General features: G+C 73.2%; 14 protein-coding genes and 1 tRNA gene. 11 read left to right on the top strand and 4 right to left on the bottom strand.

Features of this window, described 5'->3' with window-relative positions; translation table 11 throughout:
* Positions 1-73 precede the first annotated feature (73 nt).
* The 3 genes from AB0910_RS03110 to AB0910_RS03120 are packed head-to-tail and all read left to right on the top strand — an operon-like array spanning position 74 to position 3,241.
* Positions 74-1,777: a TerD family protein gene (locus tag AB0910_RS03110; RefSeq protein WP_366742763.1), complete on the top strand. Its 1,704-nt coding sequence runs from the start codon at positions 74-76 to the stop codon at positions 1,775-1,777.
* A gap of 11 nt (positions 1,778-1,788) precedes the next feature.
* Positions 1,789-2,472, top strand: coding sequence for an AIM24 family protein (locus AB0910_RS03115; RefSeq protein ID WP_366742764.1), 684 nt, complete (start codon positions 1,789-1,791; stop codon positions 2,470-2,472).
* Between the two features lie 13 nt (positions 2,473-2,485).
* Positions 2,486-3,241: an AIM24 family protein gene (locus AB0910_RS03120; protein WP_366742765.1), complete on the top strand. Its 756-nt coding sequence runs from the start codon at positions 2,486-2,488 to the stop codon at positions 3,239-3,241.
* A gap of 63 nt (positions 3,242-3,304) precedes the next feature.
* Here AB0910_RS03120 and AB0910_RS03125 read toward each other — a convergent pair whose 3' ends face one another.
* On the bottom strand, positions 3,305-3,955 hold the full coding sequence (locus tag AB0910_RS03125) for a TetR/AcrR family transcriptional regulator (protein WP_366742766.1): 651 nt from the start codon (positions 3,953-3,955) through the stop codon (positions 3,305-3,307).
* Positions 3,956-4,107: 152 nt separating this feature from the next.
* Here AB0910_RS03125 and AB0910_RS03130 point away from each other — a divergent pair, with 152 nt between their 5' ends.
* A complete protein-coding gene (locus AB0910_RS03130) occupies positions 4,108-5,067 on the top strand; it encodes an NAD(P)-dependent alcohol dehydrogenase (protein ID WP_366742767.1) in 960 nt (319 codons plus the stop codon).
* Positions 5,068-5,083: 16 nt separating this feature from the next.
* Here the strand turns inward: AB0910_RS03130 and AB0910_RS03135 are convergent, their stop codons facing one another.
* Together AB0910_RS03135 and AB0910_RS03140 are read right to left on the bottom strand one after the other, a co-directional pair.
* A complete protein-coding gene (locus AB0910_RS03135; RefSeq protein WP_366742768.1) occupies positions 5,084-5,638 on the bottom strand; it encodes an NUDIX hydrolase in 555 nt (184 codons plus the stop codon).
* Positions 5,635-7,161, bottom strand: coding sequence for a zinc-dependent metalloprotease (locus AB0910_RS03140; RefSeq protein WP_366742769.1), 1,527 nt, complete (start codon positions 7,159-7,161; stop codon positions 5,635-5,637). The genes AB0910_RS03135 and AB0910_RS03140 overlap by 4 nt, the downstream gene beginning before the upstream one ends.
* A gap of 265 nt (positions 7,162-7,426) precedes the next feature.
* On the opposite strand from AB0910_RS03140, the gene AB0910_RS03145 reads away from it, so the two are divergent.
* The 4 genes from AB0910_RS03145 (at position 7,427) to AB0910_RS03160 (ending at position 10,615) form a co-directional block, all read left to right on the top strand.
* The gene (locus tag AB0910_RS03145; RefSeq protein ID WP_366742770.1) at positions 7,427-8,539 is read left to right on the top strand and encodes an SDR family oxidoreductase; all 1,113 of its coding nucleotides are present in this window, start codon (positions 7,427-7,429) and stop codon (positions 8,537-8,539) included.
* Positions 8,540-8,584: 45 nt separating this feature from the next.
* Positions 8,585-9,052 (top strand): molybdenum cofactor biosynthesis protein MoaE, encoded by a 468-nt coding sequence (locus AB0910_RS03150; protein WP_366742771.1) that lies wholly within the window; start codon positions 8,585-8,587, stop codon positions 9,050-9,052.
* Between the two features lie 261 nt (positions 9,053-9,313).
* Positions 9,314-9,472: a hypothetical protein gene (locus tag AB0910_RS03155; RefSeq protein WP_366743026.1), complete on the top strand. Its 159-nt coding sequence runs from the start codon at positions 9,314-9,316 to the stop codon at positions 9,470-9,472.
* 48 nt (positions 9,473-9,520) lie between these two features.
* On the top strand, positions 9,521-10,615 hold the full coding sequence (locus AB0910_RS03160; RefSeq protein WP_366742772.1) for a PDZ domain-containing protein: 1,095 nt from the start codon (positions 9,521-9,523) through the stop codon (positions 10,613-10,615).
* Positions 10,616-10,636: 21 nt separating this feature from the next.
* Here AB0910_RS03160 and AB0910_RS03165 read toward each other — a convergent pair whose 3' ends face one another.
* Positions 10,637-11,194, bottom strand: a complete 558-nt coding sequence (locus tag AB0910_RS03165) for a PPA1309 family protein (RefSeq protein ID WP_366742773.1) — start codon at positions 11,192-11,194, stop codon at positions 10,637-10,639.
* Between the two features lie 210 nt (positions 11,195-11,404).
* Between AB0910_RS03165 and AB0910_RS03170 the strand changes: the two genes are divergently transcribed.
* The 3 genes from AB0910_RS03170 to AB0910_RS03180 all read left to right on the top strand — a co-directional run bounded on the left by AB0910_RS03170 (position 11,405) and on the right by AB0910_RS03180 (position 16,558).
* A complete protein-coding gene (locus tag AB0910_RS03170) occupies positions 11,405-14,323 on the top strand; it encodes a UPF0182 family protein (protein ID WP_366743013.1) in 2,919 nt (972 codons plus the stop codon).
* A 62-nt stretch (positions 14,324-14,385) separates the two neighbouring features.
* Positions 14,386-14,459: transfer RNA gene (locus AB0910_RS03175), tRNA-Met, on the top strand.
* Between the two features lie 197 nt (positions 14,460-14,656).
* On the top strand, positions 14,657-16,558 hold the full coding sequence (locus AB0910_RS03180; protein WP_366742774.1) for a tetratricopeptide repeat protein: 1,902 nt from the start codon (positions 14,657-14,659) through the stop codon (positions 16,556-16,558).
* The last annotated feature ends 56 nt before the right edge of the window (positions 16,559-16,614 follow it).

Genomic DNA, 16,614 nt, shown 5'->3' on the forward strand with positions numbered 1-16,614 from the left:
GCCGCACCACGCGACCCAGCGGTTAGCCTGGCGCGACCACACATGCTGTCGGGATGGGGGACGGTCGTTACGCATGCCCAGGGAATTCCAGCGCGGCCACAAGGCCAAGGTCAGCGATCTCACGGCGGGCACGGACCTGTACGTCGGCGTGCAGATCGCGGGGCCCGGCCTCACCTTCGACATCAGCTGCTTCGGCCTCGACGCCGACGAGCGCCTCTCGGACGACCGCTACTTCGTCTTCTTCAACCAGCCCGCGTCGCCCGAGGAGTCGGTGCGGCTGCTCGGTGCCCAGGCGGGTGACACCGAGTCGTTCAGGGTGACGCTCGACCGGGTCCCCGAGGCCGTCCACCGGCTCTCCTTCACGGCGACCGTCGACGGCGCCGGCCAGATGTCGCAGATCGGACCCGGCTACATCCGGATCGTCGCGGGCGGCGACGAGGTCGTGCGGTACGCGTTCACCGGCGCCGAGTTCTCCACGGAACGCGCGGTCATGCTCGGCGACTTCTACCGCAAGGACGTCTGGCGCTTCGCGGCGGTCGGGCAGGGCTTCGACGGCGGCCTCGAAGCCCTGCTGAAGCACTTCGGCGGCGAGGTCGCCGAGGAGGCCCCCGAGGCGCCCGCGCCGGCCGCCGCGCCCGGCGCGGTCCCCGGCTTCGCGCCGCCGCCGGGCCCCGCCCCGTCGCAGAGCGCCCCGCAGGCGCCCGCGCCCGCACCGTCGTTCGGCGCGCCGCCCGGCGCACCCGCCCCGCAGGCACCGCCCGCGCCCGGCGCCCCGCAGGCCCCTGCGCCCTCGTTCGACGCGCCGCCGCCCGCCCCGCAGGCGCCCGCGCCGCCCGCCCCCGCGCCCTCGCTGCACGCCACCCCCACCGTCATCGCGCCCATGCCGGGCGCCACCCCGCCGCCGTACGGCCAGGTGCCGCCGCCCGCGCCGCCGCCCCCGGCGCCCGCGCCCGCCGGGTTCGGGCAGCCGCCCGCCCCCGGTCAGGCGCCGTTCGGCGCACCGCCGCAGCCGATGGGCAACCCGTTCGCCCAGCAGCCGCCCCAGGGCGGCGGGTTCGGCGGGCCGCCCGCCGGGATCCAGGGCTTCGTACCGCAGGGCGCGCCGCCCGGCGGTGCCGGGCTCGCCGCCGGGCTCAGCCTCTACAAGGAGACGCCGACCGGGCAGCGGTGGACCGCGCAGAACGGCCATCTGATGCGCGTCGACCTCACCCTCGGCGACGGCGCGCCCGTGCTCGCCCGGCAGGGCAGCATGGTCATGTACCAGGGCAAGGTCGACTTCGGCTACAAGGGCGCCGGCTTCGCAGGCCGCGTCATCGGCAACGCCACCGGCCAGGAGATGCAGCTGATGCGCTGCACCGGCCGCGGCCAGGTCTTCCTCGCAGAGGACAACGCGCACCTCCACCCGGTGGAGCTCCAGGGCGACGGCATCTGCGTCTCCGCCGAGAACGTCCTCGCCTTCGACGAGTCCCTCCAGTACGAGGTCCGCAGGATCGAGGGCCACGGCATCCCGGGCGGTGCGCTGTTCACCATGCTGTTCCAGGGCACGGGCACCGTCGTCGTCAAGACCCACGGCACCCCGGTGGTGCTGCCGGTCACGCCCACGACGTTCGCCGACTGCAACGCGGTCGTCGCCTGGTCGGCCGCCGCGCAGGTCATCCTCTCCAGCCAGGTCAGGCTGCGCCGCACCGCGTACCCCGGGCACAGCGGGGAGACCGTGAACCTCCAGTTCCGCGGCGCCCCGGGGAACTTCATCGTCGTCCAGCCGTACGAGGTCTGAGGGAGCCCGACATGACGGAACAGCAGCTCGCGGGCTTCGCGCCGGCTCCGATCGCGGCCCGCATGGAGAACCACGGCCACACCATGCTCAAGGTCGCCATGGCGAGCGGCCAGGACCTCTACGCGCGCACCGGCTCGATGGTCGCCTACGAGGGCTTCATCCAGTACGAGCCCAACCCGCCCTCCGTACGGCACATCGCCGAGCACTGGGTCACGGGCGAGGGCACCCCGATCATGAAGTGCAGCGGCGACGGCCTGCTCTACCTCGCCGACTACGGCGCCCATGTCGTCGTGATCAGCCTCAACGGCGACGCGATCTCGGTCAACGGCTCCAACGTCCTCGCCTTCGACGCCCACCTCCAGTGGGGCGTGGAGCGCGTCAAGGGCCTCGCGAAGTTCGCGGGACAGGGCCTGTGGAACGTGCAGATCTCCGGCACCGGCTGGGTCGCCCTGACCTCGCGCGGCACCCCGGTCGTCGTCGACTGCGGGCGCGGCGAGGACGAGACGTACGTCGATCCGGACGCGCTCGTCGCCTGGTCGCCGAATCTCAAGGTCAAGGGCAAGCGCAGCTTCAAGGCCGGTGCGCTGATCGGGCGCGGCAGCGGCGAGGCGTACCAGATGGCCTTCTCGGGCCAGGGGCTCGTCGTCGTACAGCCCAGCGAGGACAGCACCGACCGCCTGCGCATCCGCGGCTGAAGGGGGAGACACCATGCAGAGTCCGCTGTTCGCCTGTACGGAGGCGCAGACACAGGAGCGGTACGCGCTCCAGAACAGCCAGTTGCTGCGCGTCGCGCTCACCGGCCAGGACGACGTGCTCGCCCGCAAGGGCGCCATGGTCGCCTACCAGGGGCTGCTGGAGTTCGACGGCGAGTACCGGAGCACCGGCAGGCGCGTGGCGCGTGCGCGCACCGGCGAGGGCCTCGACCTGATGCGCGTCTCCGGGCAGGGCACGGTCTACCTGGCCAACCTCGCGCAGTACGTCCACGTCGTGGACGTCGACAGGGACGGCCTCACCGTCGACAGCGCCTATGTGCTGGCGCTCGACTCGACGCTGCACCACGAGGTGGTCGCGGTGGACAGCCAGTACGGCATCTCCGGCACCGGCAAGTACCAGCTGAACATCACCGGCACCGGCAAGGTCGCCCTCATGACCTCGGGGCAGCCGCTGATGCTCCAGGTCACACCGGAGAGATATGTCAGCGCCGACGCGGACGCGATCGTCGCGTGGTCGTCGTCGCTGCGGGTGCAGATGCAGGCCCAGACGTACGCGTCGCCGGTGCTGCGGCGGCGCGGCAGCACCGGCGAGGGCTGGGAGCTCAGCTTCCTCGGCCAGGGCTTCGCGCTGGTCCAGCCGAGCGAGCTGCTGCCGCCGCAGAACGCGGTGATCGGCTCCGGCATCGCCGCCCAGTTCGGCGCGGGCCGGCGCGGCGCGCACGGCCAGAACCCGGGCAGCGTCTGGAGCTGACCCCCGGCGTGCGCACGCGAGGCGGCGGGGGCGGACCGCAGGGCCCGCCCCCGCCGCGTGCGCTCAGCGGCTCCCCGCGTGCACGTTCCGCAGGCCGAGCGGCGCGGGCGGCGGCAGCGGAAGCGCCCCCTGCGCCCTGAAGGACTGGAGCAGGTATGCGGCGAGCCTGCGCGAAGCGGCCACCGCGACCTCCTGCGGCTCCGCCGCCACCCCCGCGTTGGCCAGCAGCACGAGGGTCAGGTCGGAGACCGCGAAGTCGGCCCGCAGCCGCCCATCGGCCTTCGCCCGCCGCACGAGCTCCACCAGGCCGTCCTCCGCACGCCCGCGCACCTGCTCGTACTCCGTGCCGCCGTCGGGGAACTGGGCGAGGAACGCGGCGGTGAACCCCCGGTCGACCGCCTGCATCACGCACACCTTCTCGACCACCGCGCAGAACCCCCGCCACGGATCGGGGTCCGCGAGCGCGTCGTCCAGCACGCCCGCGCAGACCGTGAGCTGCTCGGCGAACGCCTCGGCGACGAGGGCGGCGCGCGTCGGGAACCGGCGGTACAGGGTCGCGACCCCGACGCCCGCCCTGCGCGCGATCGCGGTGAGCGGCACGTCGATCCCCCGCGCCGCATACGCCTCGCGGGCGGCCGCGAGGATCCGCTCGCGGTTGTGCCGGGCGTCCGAGCGCAGCGCTCCCGCCCCCTTCTGATACGGCTGACCTGGCATGTCTCTCACTTCGGCGCGGACGGGCAAGGCGCGGCGCCGACGGCGTTAGCGTCGGCGGAAGGCAAGTGGAAGCCCCCCACCACTTATCCTGCCGCGCCGTTGCGCGGCGGGCGCGGCCGGGCGGGACGAGACGGTACGGAAACGGCAGGACCATGGACGACATGCGCGCGGCGCTCCACGACAGCTACGGCCCGCCCGAGGTGCTCTACGTGGGCGAGGTGCCCGTCCCCGAACCCGGCCCCGGCGAGGTGCTGGTACGGGTACGGGCAGCGGGCGTCAACGGCGGCGAGACCGCCGCGCGCGCCGGCCGGCTCAGGCTGCTGACCGGCCGCTCCTTCCCGCAGCGTGTGGGCATCGACTTCGTGGGAGAGGTCGCGGGGACCGGCCGCGAGGTGGCGGGGCTGCGGGAGGGCGACCCGGTGTGGGGGCTGCTGCCGCGCGGCCGGTTCGGCAGCGCGGCCGACTACGTCGTCGTACGCCCGCGGCGGCTGGCCCGCGCCCCCGAGGGCCTCACGGCCGTCGAGGCGGCGTCGCTGCTCGCGGGCGGCACCACAGGCCACACCGCCCTGGTCGCCAAGGCCGGGCTCAGGCCGGGGGAGCGGCTGCTCGTACGCGGCGGGGCCGGCGGTGTCGGCAGCGTCGCCGTACAGCTCGGGGCCGCGCTCGGCGCCCGGGTCACCGCACTCGCCGGCCCCGGGAACCTCGACTTCGTCCGGGGCCTCGGCGCCCACGAGGCGCTCGACTACACGACCACGGGGCCACGGTCGCTCGGCACGTTCGACGTCGTCCTCGACACCGTAGGGGCCGGCCAGGAGGCGTACCGGCGGCTGCTCGCGCCCGGCGGCCGGATGGTCGCCATCGCCTTCGACCTCGACCACATCGCGACCGGCCTCGCGCGGCTGGCGGGCTCCGCCGTGCACGGGCCGCGCAGGACGCGGTTCTTCAGCGGCAACCCGGACCACGACCTGCTGGCGCGGGTGGCGCGCTCCGCGCAGGACGGCACCCTGCGCCCCGTCGTCGACACCGCGCGCCCGCTCGCGGAGATCGCCGCCGCGCACCGGGCACTCGAAGCGGGCGGCGTGCGCGGCAAGCACGTCGTACGGATCGACTGAGCGGTCCAGGGACCCGTCAGCCGAGGCGCGCGCGGGCCGCGGCGAGCAGCCGTACGACCGAGGTGTCGGCGACGCCCGCCACCTCGTCGTAGCCGAACCACCGCAGATCGAGCGACTCCTCGCTGATCGCCGCGACGGATCCTGCGGGCGCGAGCGCGGCGTACTGCACGTCGAAGTGCCAGTGGCAGGGCGGCGGGATCGGGTGCCGGTCCAGGCGGACCGGGCCGCCGGGCAGCAGGGTCAGGCCGCCGATCCCCGACTCCTCGGTGGCCTCGCGCAGCGCGGCCGCCGCGAGCGAGCCGTCGCCCTGCTCGCAGTGGCCGCCCATCTGGAGCCACATCCCGAGCTTGCGGTGCAGGGTCAGCAGGACCCGCTCCCGCGCCGGGTCCACGACCAGCGCGCTCGCCGTCAGATGCCCGGCGCCGCACGCCTTCCACAGGCCGTCCGGGTGCGCGGCGAGGTGGTCGAGATACGCCTGCCGCAGCCCCTCCTGCTCGTCGGTGCCGGGGGAGTCCGGTGCGGGGGCCGGGAACTCCTTCAGCACCCGCACCGCGTCGTCGTAGAGGCTCACCGGCCGCGGTCGCCCTCGTCGCCCTTGCCCTCGCCGTCCGTGCCGTCGCCGCCCTCACGGCCCTCGTCCTCACCCTTGGCCTCGGGAGCCTCGGAGGAACCAGGAGCCTCGGAAGTCCCACGAGTCCCGGATGTCCCGGGGCCCGCCGCCTCGCCGAGCATCTTGTCCAGCTCGGAGAAGTCGATCTGCTCGCGGTGGACGAAACCGTCCGGGTCGTCCAGGTCGGACGCGGTCGGCAGCATGTCCGGGTGCTCCCAGAGCGCGTCGCGGCCGTCCACCCCGCGCGCGTCCGTCAGCGACGCCCACAGCCGGGACGCGTCCCGCAGCCTGCGCGGCCGCAGCTGGAGGCCGATCAGCGTGGCGAAGGTCTGCTCGGCGGGGCCGCCGGAGGCCCGCCGCCTGCGCAGGGTCTCGCGCAGCGCGTCCGCGCCGGTCAGCCTGGTCTTCGCGGCCTCGTGCACCACCGCGTCCACCCAGCCCTCGACCAGCGCGAGCGCCGTCTCCAGACGGGCCAGCGCGGCCTTCTGCTCCGGGGTGTCCTCCGGCTGGAACATGCCCTGCTGGAGCGCCTCCTGGATCTCCTCGGGGCGCGAAGGGTCGAACTGGCCGACCACGTCCTCCAGCTTCGACGTGTCGACCTTGATGCCCCGCGCGTAGCCCTCGACGGCACCGAAGATGTGCGACCGCAGCCACGGCACGTGCGTGAACAGCCGCTGGTGGGCGGCCTCGCGCAGCGCCAGATACAGCCGCACCTCGTCCTGCGGGACGCCCAGGTCCCTGCCGAACGCCTCCACGTTCAGCGGGAGCAGCGCCGCCTTGCCCGCGGGGCCGAGCGGCAGGCCGATGTCGGTGGAGCCGACGACCTCGCCGGCGAGCACGCCGACGGCCTGGCCCAGCTGCTGGCCGAACATGGCGCCGCCCATGGAGCGCATCACGCCGATGAGGGGGCCCGCCATGTCCTGCATCTCGGCGGGCAGCACGTCGCCCATCGCCGTGCCGACCCGCTCGGCCACCGGGTCGACCAGCTGCTGCCAGGCGGGGAGCGTCGCCTCGACCCACTCGGCGCGGCTCCACGCCACCGCCGTGTTCGCCCCCGAGGGCAGCGAGGTCGCGCCGTCGAGCCAGAGGTCGGCGAGGCGCACCGCCTCGCCGACGGCCGCCCGGTCGCCCGCGGTGACGCTGGCGTCCTTCGTGCCGTCCTGGGTGCCCTGCGCGACCGTCTGCCGGGCGATCTGCTTCGCCATGTCCCAGTTTACCGGGCCGCCCTCGAAGCTGAGCATCTGCCCGAGCTGCTGGAAGGCCTGCCCCAGGTCGCCCGGGTTCATGGAGCCGAACATCGCGGCGAACGGGTTGTCGCCCGCTCCGCCGCCACCGCCCGGCAGGCCGAAACCGAAGCCGAACGGGTTGCCGCCCGCACCGCCCTTGCCACCGGAACCCTGACCTCCGGCGGGATCGTTCTTCTTGCCGTCGCCGTCCTCCGGCTCCTCCGGCGGAAGGCCGAATCCGAATGGGCTGTCACTCACGGGTTTCCTCGGCTCGTTGGGCCGCCGGCTCCTGCCGGCGGCGGCTGCCCTGCACATCCAGCCTATGCTTCTCCGCGCTCCGGGGGCACGGCGTCGGCCGCGACCGCGGCCTGGCACGCGCGCCACGCCCCTGACGTCCGCAAACGACACACGGGCGGCTTCCGGGCCGAACGCACACCTCCTGGCGGTCTGCGGCAGGATGAACGCCACCTGGTACGTACGCGTCTTTCCCGTACGTACTGAAGACAACCGCTGGAGACGCCCGGTGAGTTCCCCAGAACCCCAGGTTCGCGCTACGCGAAACCCCGCATCCCCGAGCAGGTCCCGCGGCCCCGTCGTCGCCGTCACAGGCGCCGCGACCGGGGTCGGCGACCTGCTGACCCGCAGGCTCGCCGAGTCCGCCGAGATCCGCCGCGTCCTCGCGTTCGACGAGCGCAGGGGCGAGGTCGAGGACGCCGTCTGGCACGTGCTCGACATCCGCGACCCCGCCATCGCCGACCGGCTGCGCGGTGCCGACGTGGTGGTCCACCTCGCGCTCGACCTCGACCTCGGCAGCGACCCGGCCGCGCGGACCGCGTACAACGTGCGCGGCACGCAGACCGTGCTGACCGCGGCCGCGGCCGCCGGGGTGCACCGCGTCGTGCTGTGCACCTCGTCGATGGTCTACGGCGCGCTGCCGGACAACGACATCCCGCTCTCCGAGGACGCCGAGCTGCGCGCCACGGCAGAGGCCACCGGCGTGGGCGACCTGCTGGAGATCGAGCGGCTCGGCCGCCGCGCGCCGCGCGCGCACCCGGGCCTCAACGTCACCGTCGTGCGTCCCGCCCTGCTGGTCGGCGGCACCGACACCGCGCTGACCAGGTACTTCGAGTCGCCGCGCCTCCTCGTCGTCGCGGGGTCGCGGCCCACCTGGCAGTTCTGCCACGTCGAGGACCTGGTCAGCGCCCTGGAGTACGCGGCGCTCGGCAAGGTCGAGGGCGAGCTCGCGGTCGGCTGCGACGGGTGGCTCGAACAGGAGGAGGTGGAGCGGCTCAGCGGCATCCGCAGGATGGAGCTGCCGTCCGCCGTGGCCCTCGGCGCCGCGGCCAGGCTGCACCGCATCGGCCTCACGCCGTCCCCCGCGGGTGACCTCGCCTACACGATGTACCCGTGGGTGGTGAGCGTGACCGCGCTGCACGACGCGGGGTGGCGGCCGCACTGGACCAACGAGGAGGTGCTCGGCGCGCTCATCGAGGAGGTCGGCGGCCGGCACACCGTCGCGGGCCGCAGGCTCGGCCGCAAGGACGCCACGGCGGCGGGCGCGGCGGGCGCCACGGTCGCGCTGCTCGGCACGGCCGCGGTGGTCCGCAGGGTGCGCAAGGCACGCAGGAGGCTGTAGCGCGGCCGGTGACGCCGCTCAGCCCGGTGCGGCACGATGGAGACCATGGTGACCACACAGGACCGTATGGACCATCCGGGTGAGCGGCCGGGTGACGACCCGATACGGCTGCTCGCGATCCGCGAGACCCCGCTCAGCCTCGACGAGGTCTTCGCCGCGGTCGGCGACCGGTCGGCGGGCGGGACGGCCTTGTTCGTCGGCACGGTACGGGACCACGACGGCGGCGCGGGCGTCGAGGGCCTCGGCTACTCGTCCCACCCCACCGCCGAGGCGGAGCTGCGCCGCGTCGCGGAGAAGGTCGTCGCGGACTTCCCGGTGCGCGCGCTCGCCGCTGTCCACCGTGTGGGGGATCTGGCGGTCGGGGATCTCGCGGTCGTCGTCGCCGTGGCCTGCCCGCACCGCGCGGAGGCCTTCGCCGCCTGCCGCAGGCTCATCGACGACCTCAAGCACGACGTCCCCCTCTGGAAACACCAGACCTTCAGCGACGGCACAGAAGAGTGGGTTGGGGCGTAGCCCCTTCGTTGAGGGGTGGTGGTCGGGTGACGGGTGGGTGGGTTGGGGCGTAGCCCCTTCGTTGAGGGGTGGTGGTCGGGTGACGGGTGGGAGGGTTGGGGCGTAGCCCCCGTCGTCCGGAGCGGTCAGGGCCGGGGTCTAACCTCTCCCGGCCGGCCACCGCCCGATTTGCGTAACCCGCCCACCCCCAGCAGCGTTGGACGTACAGACGGTAAATCTGTAGATCCAATCTGCTGACTGGGACGGAGGATCGCGATGGGCGTGCTGACCTGGTTGCTGATTCCTGTCGTCGTCGCCCTCGGCGCGGCGATATGGGGGAGCTGGGTTTCCAAGAGCCGGATCGTGGGTGACATGGCCGAACTGCACGGCTACGCCCGCTTCCGCGACGCGATGGAGACGGAGCGCGACCGCGCCGAGTAGCCGCCGCCCGGAAGGCGTGCTCACAGGCGCCTCCCGTACTGTCGTTCCATGCCACGCCGTACGGTGACGATGCTCGCGTCCACTCTCGTCCTGATCGCACTCCTGTGCGTGGGCGTCCTCACGAAGGTTCCGTACGCGGAGATGAGCCCGGGGCCGACGACGAACACCCTGTCGAGCGTCGGCGGCAAGCCGGTGCTCCAGGTCTCGGGCCGCAAGACGTACCCGACCTCGGGCCACCTCAACATGGTCACCGTGCGCGTCACCAGCGCGGACACCCGTCTCAACATGGTGGAGGCGGTCTACGGCTGGCTCGCCCACGACCAGGTCGTCGTGCCGCACGACACGCTGTACCCGGACGGCCAGACCGAGCAGCAGTCGACGCAGGAGAACGCCGAGGAGTTCAGCGAGTCGCAGGAGAGCGCCAAGGTCTCCGCGCTCCGGCTGCTGCACATCCCCTTCGTCTCGCACGTCGACGTCGCGAGCGTGCTGAAGGGCAGCCCCGCGGAGGGCACGCTGCACGCGGGCGACCTGATCCTCGCCGTGGACGGCACGAAGGTCACCCGGCAGGAGCAGGTGGCGCAGCTGGTCACGAAGCACGAGCCGGGCCAGGACGTCACCTTCACCGTGGTCCCCGCCGAGCAGGCCGCCGAGGCGAAGAAGGCCGACAAGCAGCCCACGGGCGGCCGGGAGGTCGTCGTGAAGACCGCGACCTCGCACGACCAGGGCAAGAAGCGCGCCATCGTCGGCATCGCCGCGGGCACCGACCACACGTTCCCGTTCTCCATCGACATCAAGCTCGCGGACGTCGGCGGCCCGAGCGCGGGTCTGATGTTCTCCCTCGGCCTGGTCGACAAGCTCACGCCCGGCTCGCTGACGGGCGGCTCGTTCGTCGCCGGCACGGGCACGATCGACGACAGCGGGGCGGTCGGCCCGATCGGCGGCATCGCCATGAAGCTGGTCGGCGCGCGCGACGCGGGCGCGCGCTACTTCCTCACCCCGGCGGACAACTGCGCGGCCGCCGCCGCGGACACCCCGAGCGGCCTGACGCTCGTCAAGGTCAAGAACATCTCCGACGCGAAGGCCTCGCTCGACAAGATCCGCACCGGCGACACGGCCGGCCTGCCCCGCTGCTCGGCAGGCTGACCGCGCCCGGCGTCCTTGGCCCTACGCCTCGAAGGTGGCCGACAGCGCCTCGGCGAGGCCGGGCACGAGCCCGGACCCGGTCAGCACGTCCGACGCGCTGTCCTTCTCGCGCAGCCGCAGCGCCGACTCGCGGCTGCCGTCGCGCAGCACCGCCACCGTCATCCGCACCTCCTGCCGCTCCGGGTGGCGCGCCACCCAGTCGCCGAGCGCGGCCTCGTCGAGGCCCTCGGGCAACTGGGCCTCGGCGGACGGCGGGAGCATCAGACGCTCCACGGCGAGGGCGCAGCCCGCGACGGCGTCCGGCCAGGCGATGGTGGCGAGGAACTCGTCGAGCGCGGTGCCCACGGGGATCTCGTCCTGCTCGACGGGGGTGAGGGGGGCGACGTCGTCGCCGTGGTCAAGACCCAGCTGGGTCGCGAGTTCGGGTTCGTCCGCGCGCATGCGGTCGCTGTCCACGAGCGCGAACAGGCGGGCGGGCTGGTCCCAGCCGAGGCCCGCCGCGTACTCGTCGATTTCGAGCACGGCCCGCGTCAGCGGGTTCGCGGCCATCGGGGTCCCTGAAGGGGAAACGTTCGACATGGCCAATATCCTGCCTCCTTCACAGCCCCGGGCGGGAACTGAGTAAAGCCCCAGTAAGTTGCATGGTGGGGTCCTACGATCGCCTGGCCCGGCGGAGCGGGACCCGCCGGCCGCGTCCCCACCGGACCACCGGCAGCACGAACCTGACCCTTCCCCCGGTCCGACCGGGGGTTCCCGGATTTTTTCGAGGTGCGCACGTTGGCTTTCCAGATGCCGGACCGCGGCTCAGGCCCGAGGGGGCCACGGACGAGGGCGGGCCGCCCGTCGGGGCGCGTGCGCGTCCTGCTGCTGGTCCTGGGGGCGCTGGCCGTGCTCGCGATGGCGTTCGTGATGTTCGCGGGCTTCTGGACGGACTGGCTCTGGTACCGCTCGGTCGACTACGCGTCGGTGTTCACCACGACCCTGTGGACGAAGATCGGCCTGTTCGCCGTCTTCGGCGCGCTCATGGCACTCGCCGTGGGCTTCAACATCTGGCTCGCGCACCGGCTGCGGCCGCCGCTGAGCGCGATGTCGATGGAGCAGCAGAGCCTCGACCGGTACCGGATGAGCGTTGCGCCGTACAAGAAGTGGGTGCTCGCCGCGATCACCGCGCTGGTGGGCCTGATCGCGGGCGCCTCGGCGTCCGGCGAGTGGCGCACCTGGCTGATGTGGGTCAACGGGGTGCCGTTCGGCACCAAGGACCCGCAGTTCCACCTGGACGTGTCGTTCTACGCGTTCGACCTGCCCTGGTACCGCTTCCTGCTCGGCTTCGGCTTCGCGGCCGCCGTGCTCTCGGTGATCGCCGCCGCGCTCACGCACTACCTGTACGGCGGGCTCCGCGTGACGAGCCCCGGCGCGCGCGCCACCGCGGCGGCCACCGGACACCTCTCCGTGCTGATCGGCCTGTTCGTGTCGCTGAAGGCGGTGGCGTACTGGCTCGACCGGTACGGGCTCGCCGTCAAGTCCAGCGATCTGAGGGCGACCACGGGCAACTGGACGGGGCTGCGGTACGTCGACGCCGACGCGTACCTGCCGGCGAAGACGATCCTGTTCTGCATCGCGGTCATCTGCGCGGTGCTGTTCTTCGCCACGCTGTGGCGCCGTACCTGGCAGCTGCCGGTCATCGGGCTCGGCCTGATGGTGCTCTCCGCGATCCTGATCGGCGGCCTCTACCCGGCGATCGTGCAGAAGTTCACGGTCCAGCCGAACGAGCAGGCCAAGGAGGCGCCGTACATCAAGAAGAACATCGACGCCACGCGCGCCGCCTACGGCATCGACTCGGCGAAGGTGACGGACTACACGGGCACCGGCGGCGGCGCGGCCAAGGCCGACCAGCGCAAGGCCGCGGACGCGGCGGCGAGCTACCGGCTCATCGACCCGAACGTGGTCTCCCCGGCCTTCCAGCAGGTCCAGCAGCGCCGCAAGTACTACCAGTTCCCCGCGACGCTCAACGTCGACCGCTACAAGGACCCGTCGACGGGCAAGCTCCAGGACACCATCGTCGGCCTGCGCGAGCTGAACATCGCGGGCATCCCGCGGCACAACTGGATCAACGACCACTTCACGTACACCCACGGCTACGGGATGATCGCGGCCAAGGGCACGAGCCCGGTCACCGACCCCAAGCAGGGCACGCTCGGCTCGCCGGACTTCACCGAGTCGGGCCTGCCGACCACAGGGCAGCTCGGCGAGTACCAGCAGCAGATCTACTACGGCGAGAAGACCACGCAGTACTCGATCGTGGGCGGGCCGCAGAAGGAACTCGACTACGAGTCCAACGGCGAGAAGACCACGAGCTACCGGGGCAAGAGCGGGGTCTCGCTGTCCAACCCGCTCAACAGGGCCGCCTACGCGGTCTCGTTCAGCGAGCCGCAGATGCTCTACTCGGGCGCCATCGGCAAGGGCTCGCGGATCCTCTACAACCGGACCCCCAAGGACCGGGTCGAGGCGGTCGCGCCCTGGCTGACGCTCGACGGCGACGCCTACCCCGCGGTGGTCGACGGACGCATCCAGTGGATCGTGGACGCCTACACGACCACCGACAGCTATCCGTACTCCTCCCGCACCACGCTGGGGGACACCACGGCCGACTCGCTGACCAGCGACACCCGCGCGGTGGTCGCCCAGCAGAACCAGGTCAACTACATCCGCAACTCGGTGAAGGCCACGGTCGACGCGTACACCGGCAAGGTCACGCTCTACCAGTGGGACACCAAGGACCCCGTCCTGAAGACGTGGATGAAGGCGTTCCCCGGCACGGTCGAGCCGAAGAAGGACATCCCGGCCGACCTCGAGGCGCACATGCGCTACCCGCAGGACCTCTTCAAGGTGCAGCGCGAGCTGCTGACCCGCTACCACGTCACGGACGCCGCCCAGTTCTACAGCGGCAGCGACGCCTGGCAGGTCCCCGACGACCCGACGACCCGCGCGGGCAGCGCCGTCCCGCCGTACTACCTGAGCCTGACGATGCCGGGCCAGAAGCAGCAGACGTTCTCGCTGACGACGACGTTCACGCCCAGCGGCCGGCCCAACCTGGGCGCCTTCATGGCCGTCGACGCGGACGCGACGAGTCCGGACTACGGCACGATCAGAGTGCTCAGAGTCACCGGCAACAACGTGCAGGGCCCCCAGCAGGTGCAGAGCGAGCTCAACGGCGGCACCGACGTCGCCGCGTTCGTCCGCGACCTCAAGGGCACCGACTCCGACATCGAGTACGGCAACATGCTGACGGTGCCGCTCGACAACGGCTTCCTGTACGTGGAGCCCGTGTACACCCGCGGCGGCAGCCAGAACTACCCGCTGCTCAAGAAGGTCGCCGCGTCCTACGGCGGCGGCAAACCGGTCTTCGAGGACTCGCTGTCCGAGGCGCTCGACGCGGTGTTCGGCACCTCGGACACGGCGCGCCCGCCGACGTCGAGACCGCCGGGCGAGGACCAGACGAAGCCGCCGACGGGCGGCGACAAGGCGCTCCAACAGGCCGTCCAGGACGCCCAGAAGGCGTACGACGAGGGCCAGGCGGCGCTCAACAAGCCGAAGCCCGACTGGACCGCGTACGGCAAGGCGCAGCAGGAGCTCCAGGAGGCGCTCGCCCGGGTCGAGGAGGAGTCGCGCTCCAAGACCCCGGCGGGGGCCTCGGGGGGCGGCGGCTGACCTGCCCTCACCTCGCCGGACGGCGGGCACTCCGCGCCGTGGTACGGTTGATCACACAACGGCGCGGGGTGGAGCAGCTCGGTAGCTCGCTGGGCTCATAACCCAGAGGTCGCAGGTTCAAATCCTGTCCCCGCTACTGAAGTCCGAGGGCCCGGAAGATCCGAGAGGATCTTCCGGGCCCTCGGCACGTGTTTGTGCGAAGTGCGTAGCGGTCCGTGCGGAACGGCCTCCGCCGTGTTTGACTTATCTCTCTGTGGGCATGTCGACAAAACGCTGAAGTGACCTTGCCGGCCGCGATATACCGGGTGTTCGCGGGTAGCAGGTAATGCGACGATGAGTTTTATGGGGGATAGGACAACTCTGTTGGAGACAGGGCGGTTTGCGCAGAGGCGTACCGATGTCGGGTCAGGCGTCGGTACGCTCGGTCCGGCCGCCCCCGCAGAGTCGGCCGGATCCACCGAGTCCACGGAGATCATGGACCAGGCCGAGCAGTCCGAGGTTGAACGCGCCGAGGCGGAGGCCCGCCACCGCGCCGCGGCGGAAGCCGGCGACGCGGCGGCCGCCAGCGCCCTCGGCGCCGTGCTGCTGCGCCGCGGCGACCTCGACGGCGCGGAACCCCACCTGCGCTCGGCCACCGCGCAGGGCGACCGCGCGGCGGCCAACAACCTCGGTGTCCTGCTCCACCAGCGCGGCTACGGCGAGGAGGCGGCCGGCTGGTGGCGGGTGGCGGCCGTCGCGGGCTCCGCCGCCGCCGCGCACGCCCTCGGCAAGCACTTCCGCGAGCGCGGCGACGAGCCGGCGGCCGAGTACTGGCTGCGCCAGTCGGCGGAACAGGGCCACGCCTCGGGCGCTTACGCGCTCGCCGACCTGCTGGAGCACCGCAGCGACGTCGGCGCCGAGCGCTGGCTGCGCGCCGCGGCCGAACGTGGCCACCGCGAGGCCGCCTACCGCCTCGCGCTCGCGCTGGAGCGCCGCGCCCGCGAGCGCGCCCGCCCGGCGGGCGACACCGCGGGCCCCGCCCTGATCGAGGACGCCGTGCACTGGTGCCGCGAGGCCGCCGCCCGCGGCCACCGCCGCGCCGCGCTGCACCTCGGTGCGCTCCTTGAGCGCCGCGGCGAGCTCAAGGAGGCCGGGCGCTGGTACCTCAGCTCCGCCAAGGACGGCGAGCCGAAGGCCGCGAGCGCGCTCGGCTTCCTGCTGCGCGACGCGGGCGACGAGGAGTCGGCCGCCGTGTGGTGGCTGCGCGCTGCCCAGGACGGCGACGGCTCGGCGGCCAACGCGCTGGGCGCGCTGCACGCGGCGCGCGGCGAGCAGCAGACCGCGGAGCGCTGGTACCGCAGGGCGATGGACGCGGGCGACGTCAACGGCGCCTACAACCTCGCCCTGCTGTGCGCGGCGCAGGACCGGGACGCGCAGGCCGAGCAGTGGTACAGGCGCGCCGCCTACGCGGGCCACCGCGAGGCGGCCAACGCGCTCGCCGTGCTGCTCCTGCAGGCAGGCGACCCGATCGGCGCCGAGCCCTGGTTCTCCAAGGCGGCGGAGGCGGGCAGCGTCGACGCCGCGTTCAACCTCGGCATTCTCTACGCGAGCAGGGACGACGACGGCTCCGCCCTCAAGTGGTACGAGCGCGCGGCGGCCGCGGGCCACGCGGAGGCCGCGCTCCAGGTCGCCATCGCCTGCCTCAAGGACGGCGACGAGCGCACCGCCGAGCGGCACCTGCGGGTCTCGGCGGGCGGCGGCAGCGTCGAGGCGGCGTACCGCCTCGCCATGCTGCTCGACGCGCGCAGGCCGCCTGCCGCCCCGCCCGCGCTCGGCGAGGCGCAGCTGCGCACCGAGAAGACCGAGTGCGAGCTGTGGTACGAGCGCGCCGCGGAACAGGGTCACGTACGGGCGCAGGTGCGCGCGGGCATGCTGGCGGCGCGGCGCGGCGACACCGGGGCCGCGGCCCGCTGGTACCGCGAGGCCGCCCAGGCGGGCAGCCGCAGCGGCGCCTTCAACCTGGGGCTGCTGCTGGTGCGGGAGGGCAGCGAGACCGAGGCCGTGCAGTGGTGGACGCGGGCCGCCCAGGCCGGGCACGGCAGGGCGGCGCTGCGGCTCGGGCTGCTCGCGGCACGCGGCGGCGAGCTGTCCCAGGCGCAGCGGTGGTGCGCGAAGGCGGTCGAGCTCGGCCCTGCCGAGGTCGCGGAGCGCGCGGCGAAGCTGCTCGACGCCCTCCAGCAGGAGCTGACGGCCTGAACGGGGGCCGGGCGCGGGCCGCCCTGAAGGGATTTGCCCCCGCGGTGGCGGTGACG

This window comes from Streptomyces sp. NPDC047002, from assembly GCF_040704505.1.
Classification (GTDB): domain Bacteria; phylum Actinomycetota; class Actinomycetes; order Streptomycetales; family Streptomycetaceae; genus Streptomyces.

Coding starts and splice junctions, on each gene's coding strand:
- AB0910_RS03110 (WP_366742763.1), top strand. CDS start 74: ATGCCCAGGGAATTCCAGCGCGGCCACAAGGCCAAGGTCAGCGATCTC.
- AB0910_RS03115 (WP_366742764.1), top strand. CDS start 1,789: ATGACGGAACAGCAGCTCGCGGGCTTCGCGCCGGCTCCGATCGCGGCC.
- AB0910_RS03120 (WP_366742765.1), top strand. CDS start 2,486: ATGCAGAGTCCGCTGTTCGCCTGTACGGAGGCGCAGACACAGGAGCGG.
- AB0910_RS03125 (WP_366742766.1), bottom strand. CDS start 3,955: ATGCCAGGTCAGCCGTATCAGAAGGGGGCGGGAGCGCTGCGCTCGGAC.
- AB0910_RS03130 (WP_366742767.1), top strand. CDS start 4,108: ATGGACGACATGCGCGCGGCGCTCCACGACAGCTACGGCCCGCCCGAG.
- AB0910_RS03150 (WP_366742771.1), top strand. CDS start 8,585: ATGGTGACCACACAGGACCGTATGGACCATCCGGGTGAGCGGCCGGGT.
- AB0910_RS03160 (WP_366742772.1), top strand. CDS start 9,521: ATGCCACGCCGTACGGTGACGATGCTCGCGTCCACTCTCGTCCTGATC.
- AB0910_RS03165 (WP_366742773.1), bottom strand. CDS start 11,194: ATGTCGAACGTTTCCCCTTCAGGGACCCCGATGGCCGCGAACCCGCTG.
- AB0910_RS03170 (WP_366743013.1), top strand. CDS start 11,405: ATGCCGGACCGCGGCTCAGGCCCGAGGGGGCCACGGACGAGGGCGGGC.
- AB0910_RS03180 (WP_366742774.1), top strand. CDS start 14,657: ATGAGTTTTATGGGGGATAGGACAACTCTGTTGGAGACAGGGCGGTTT.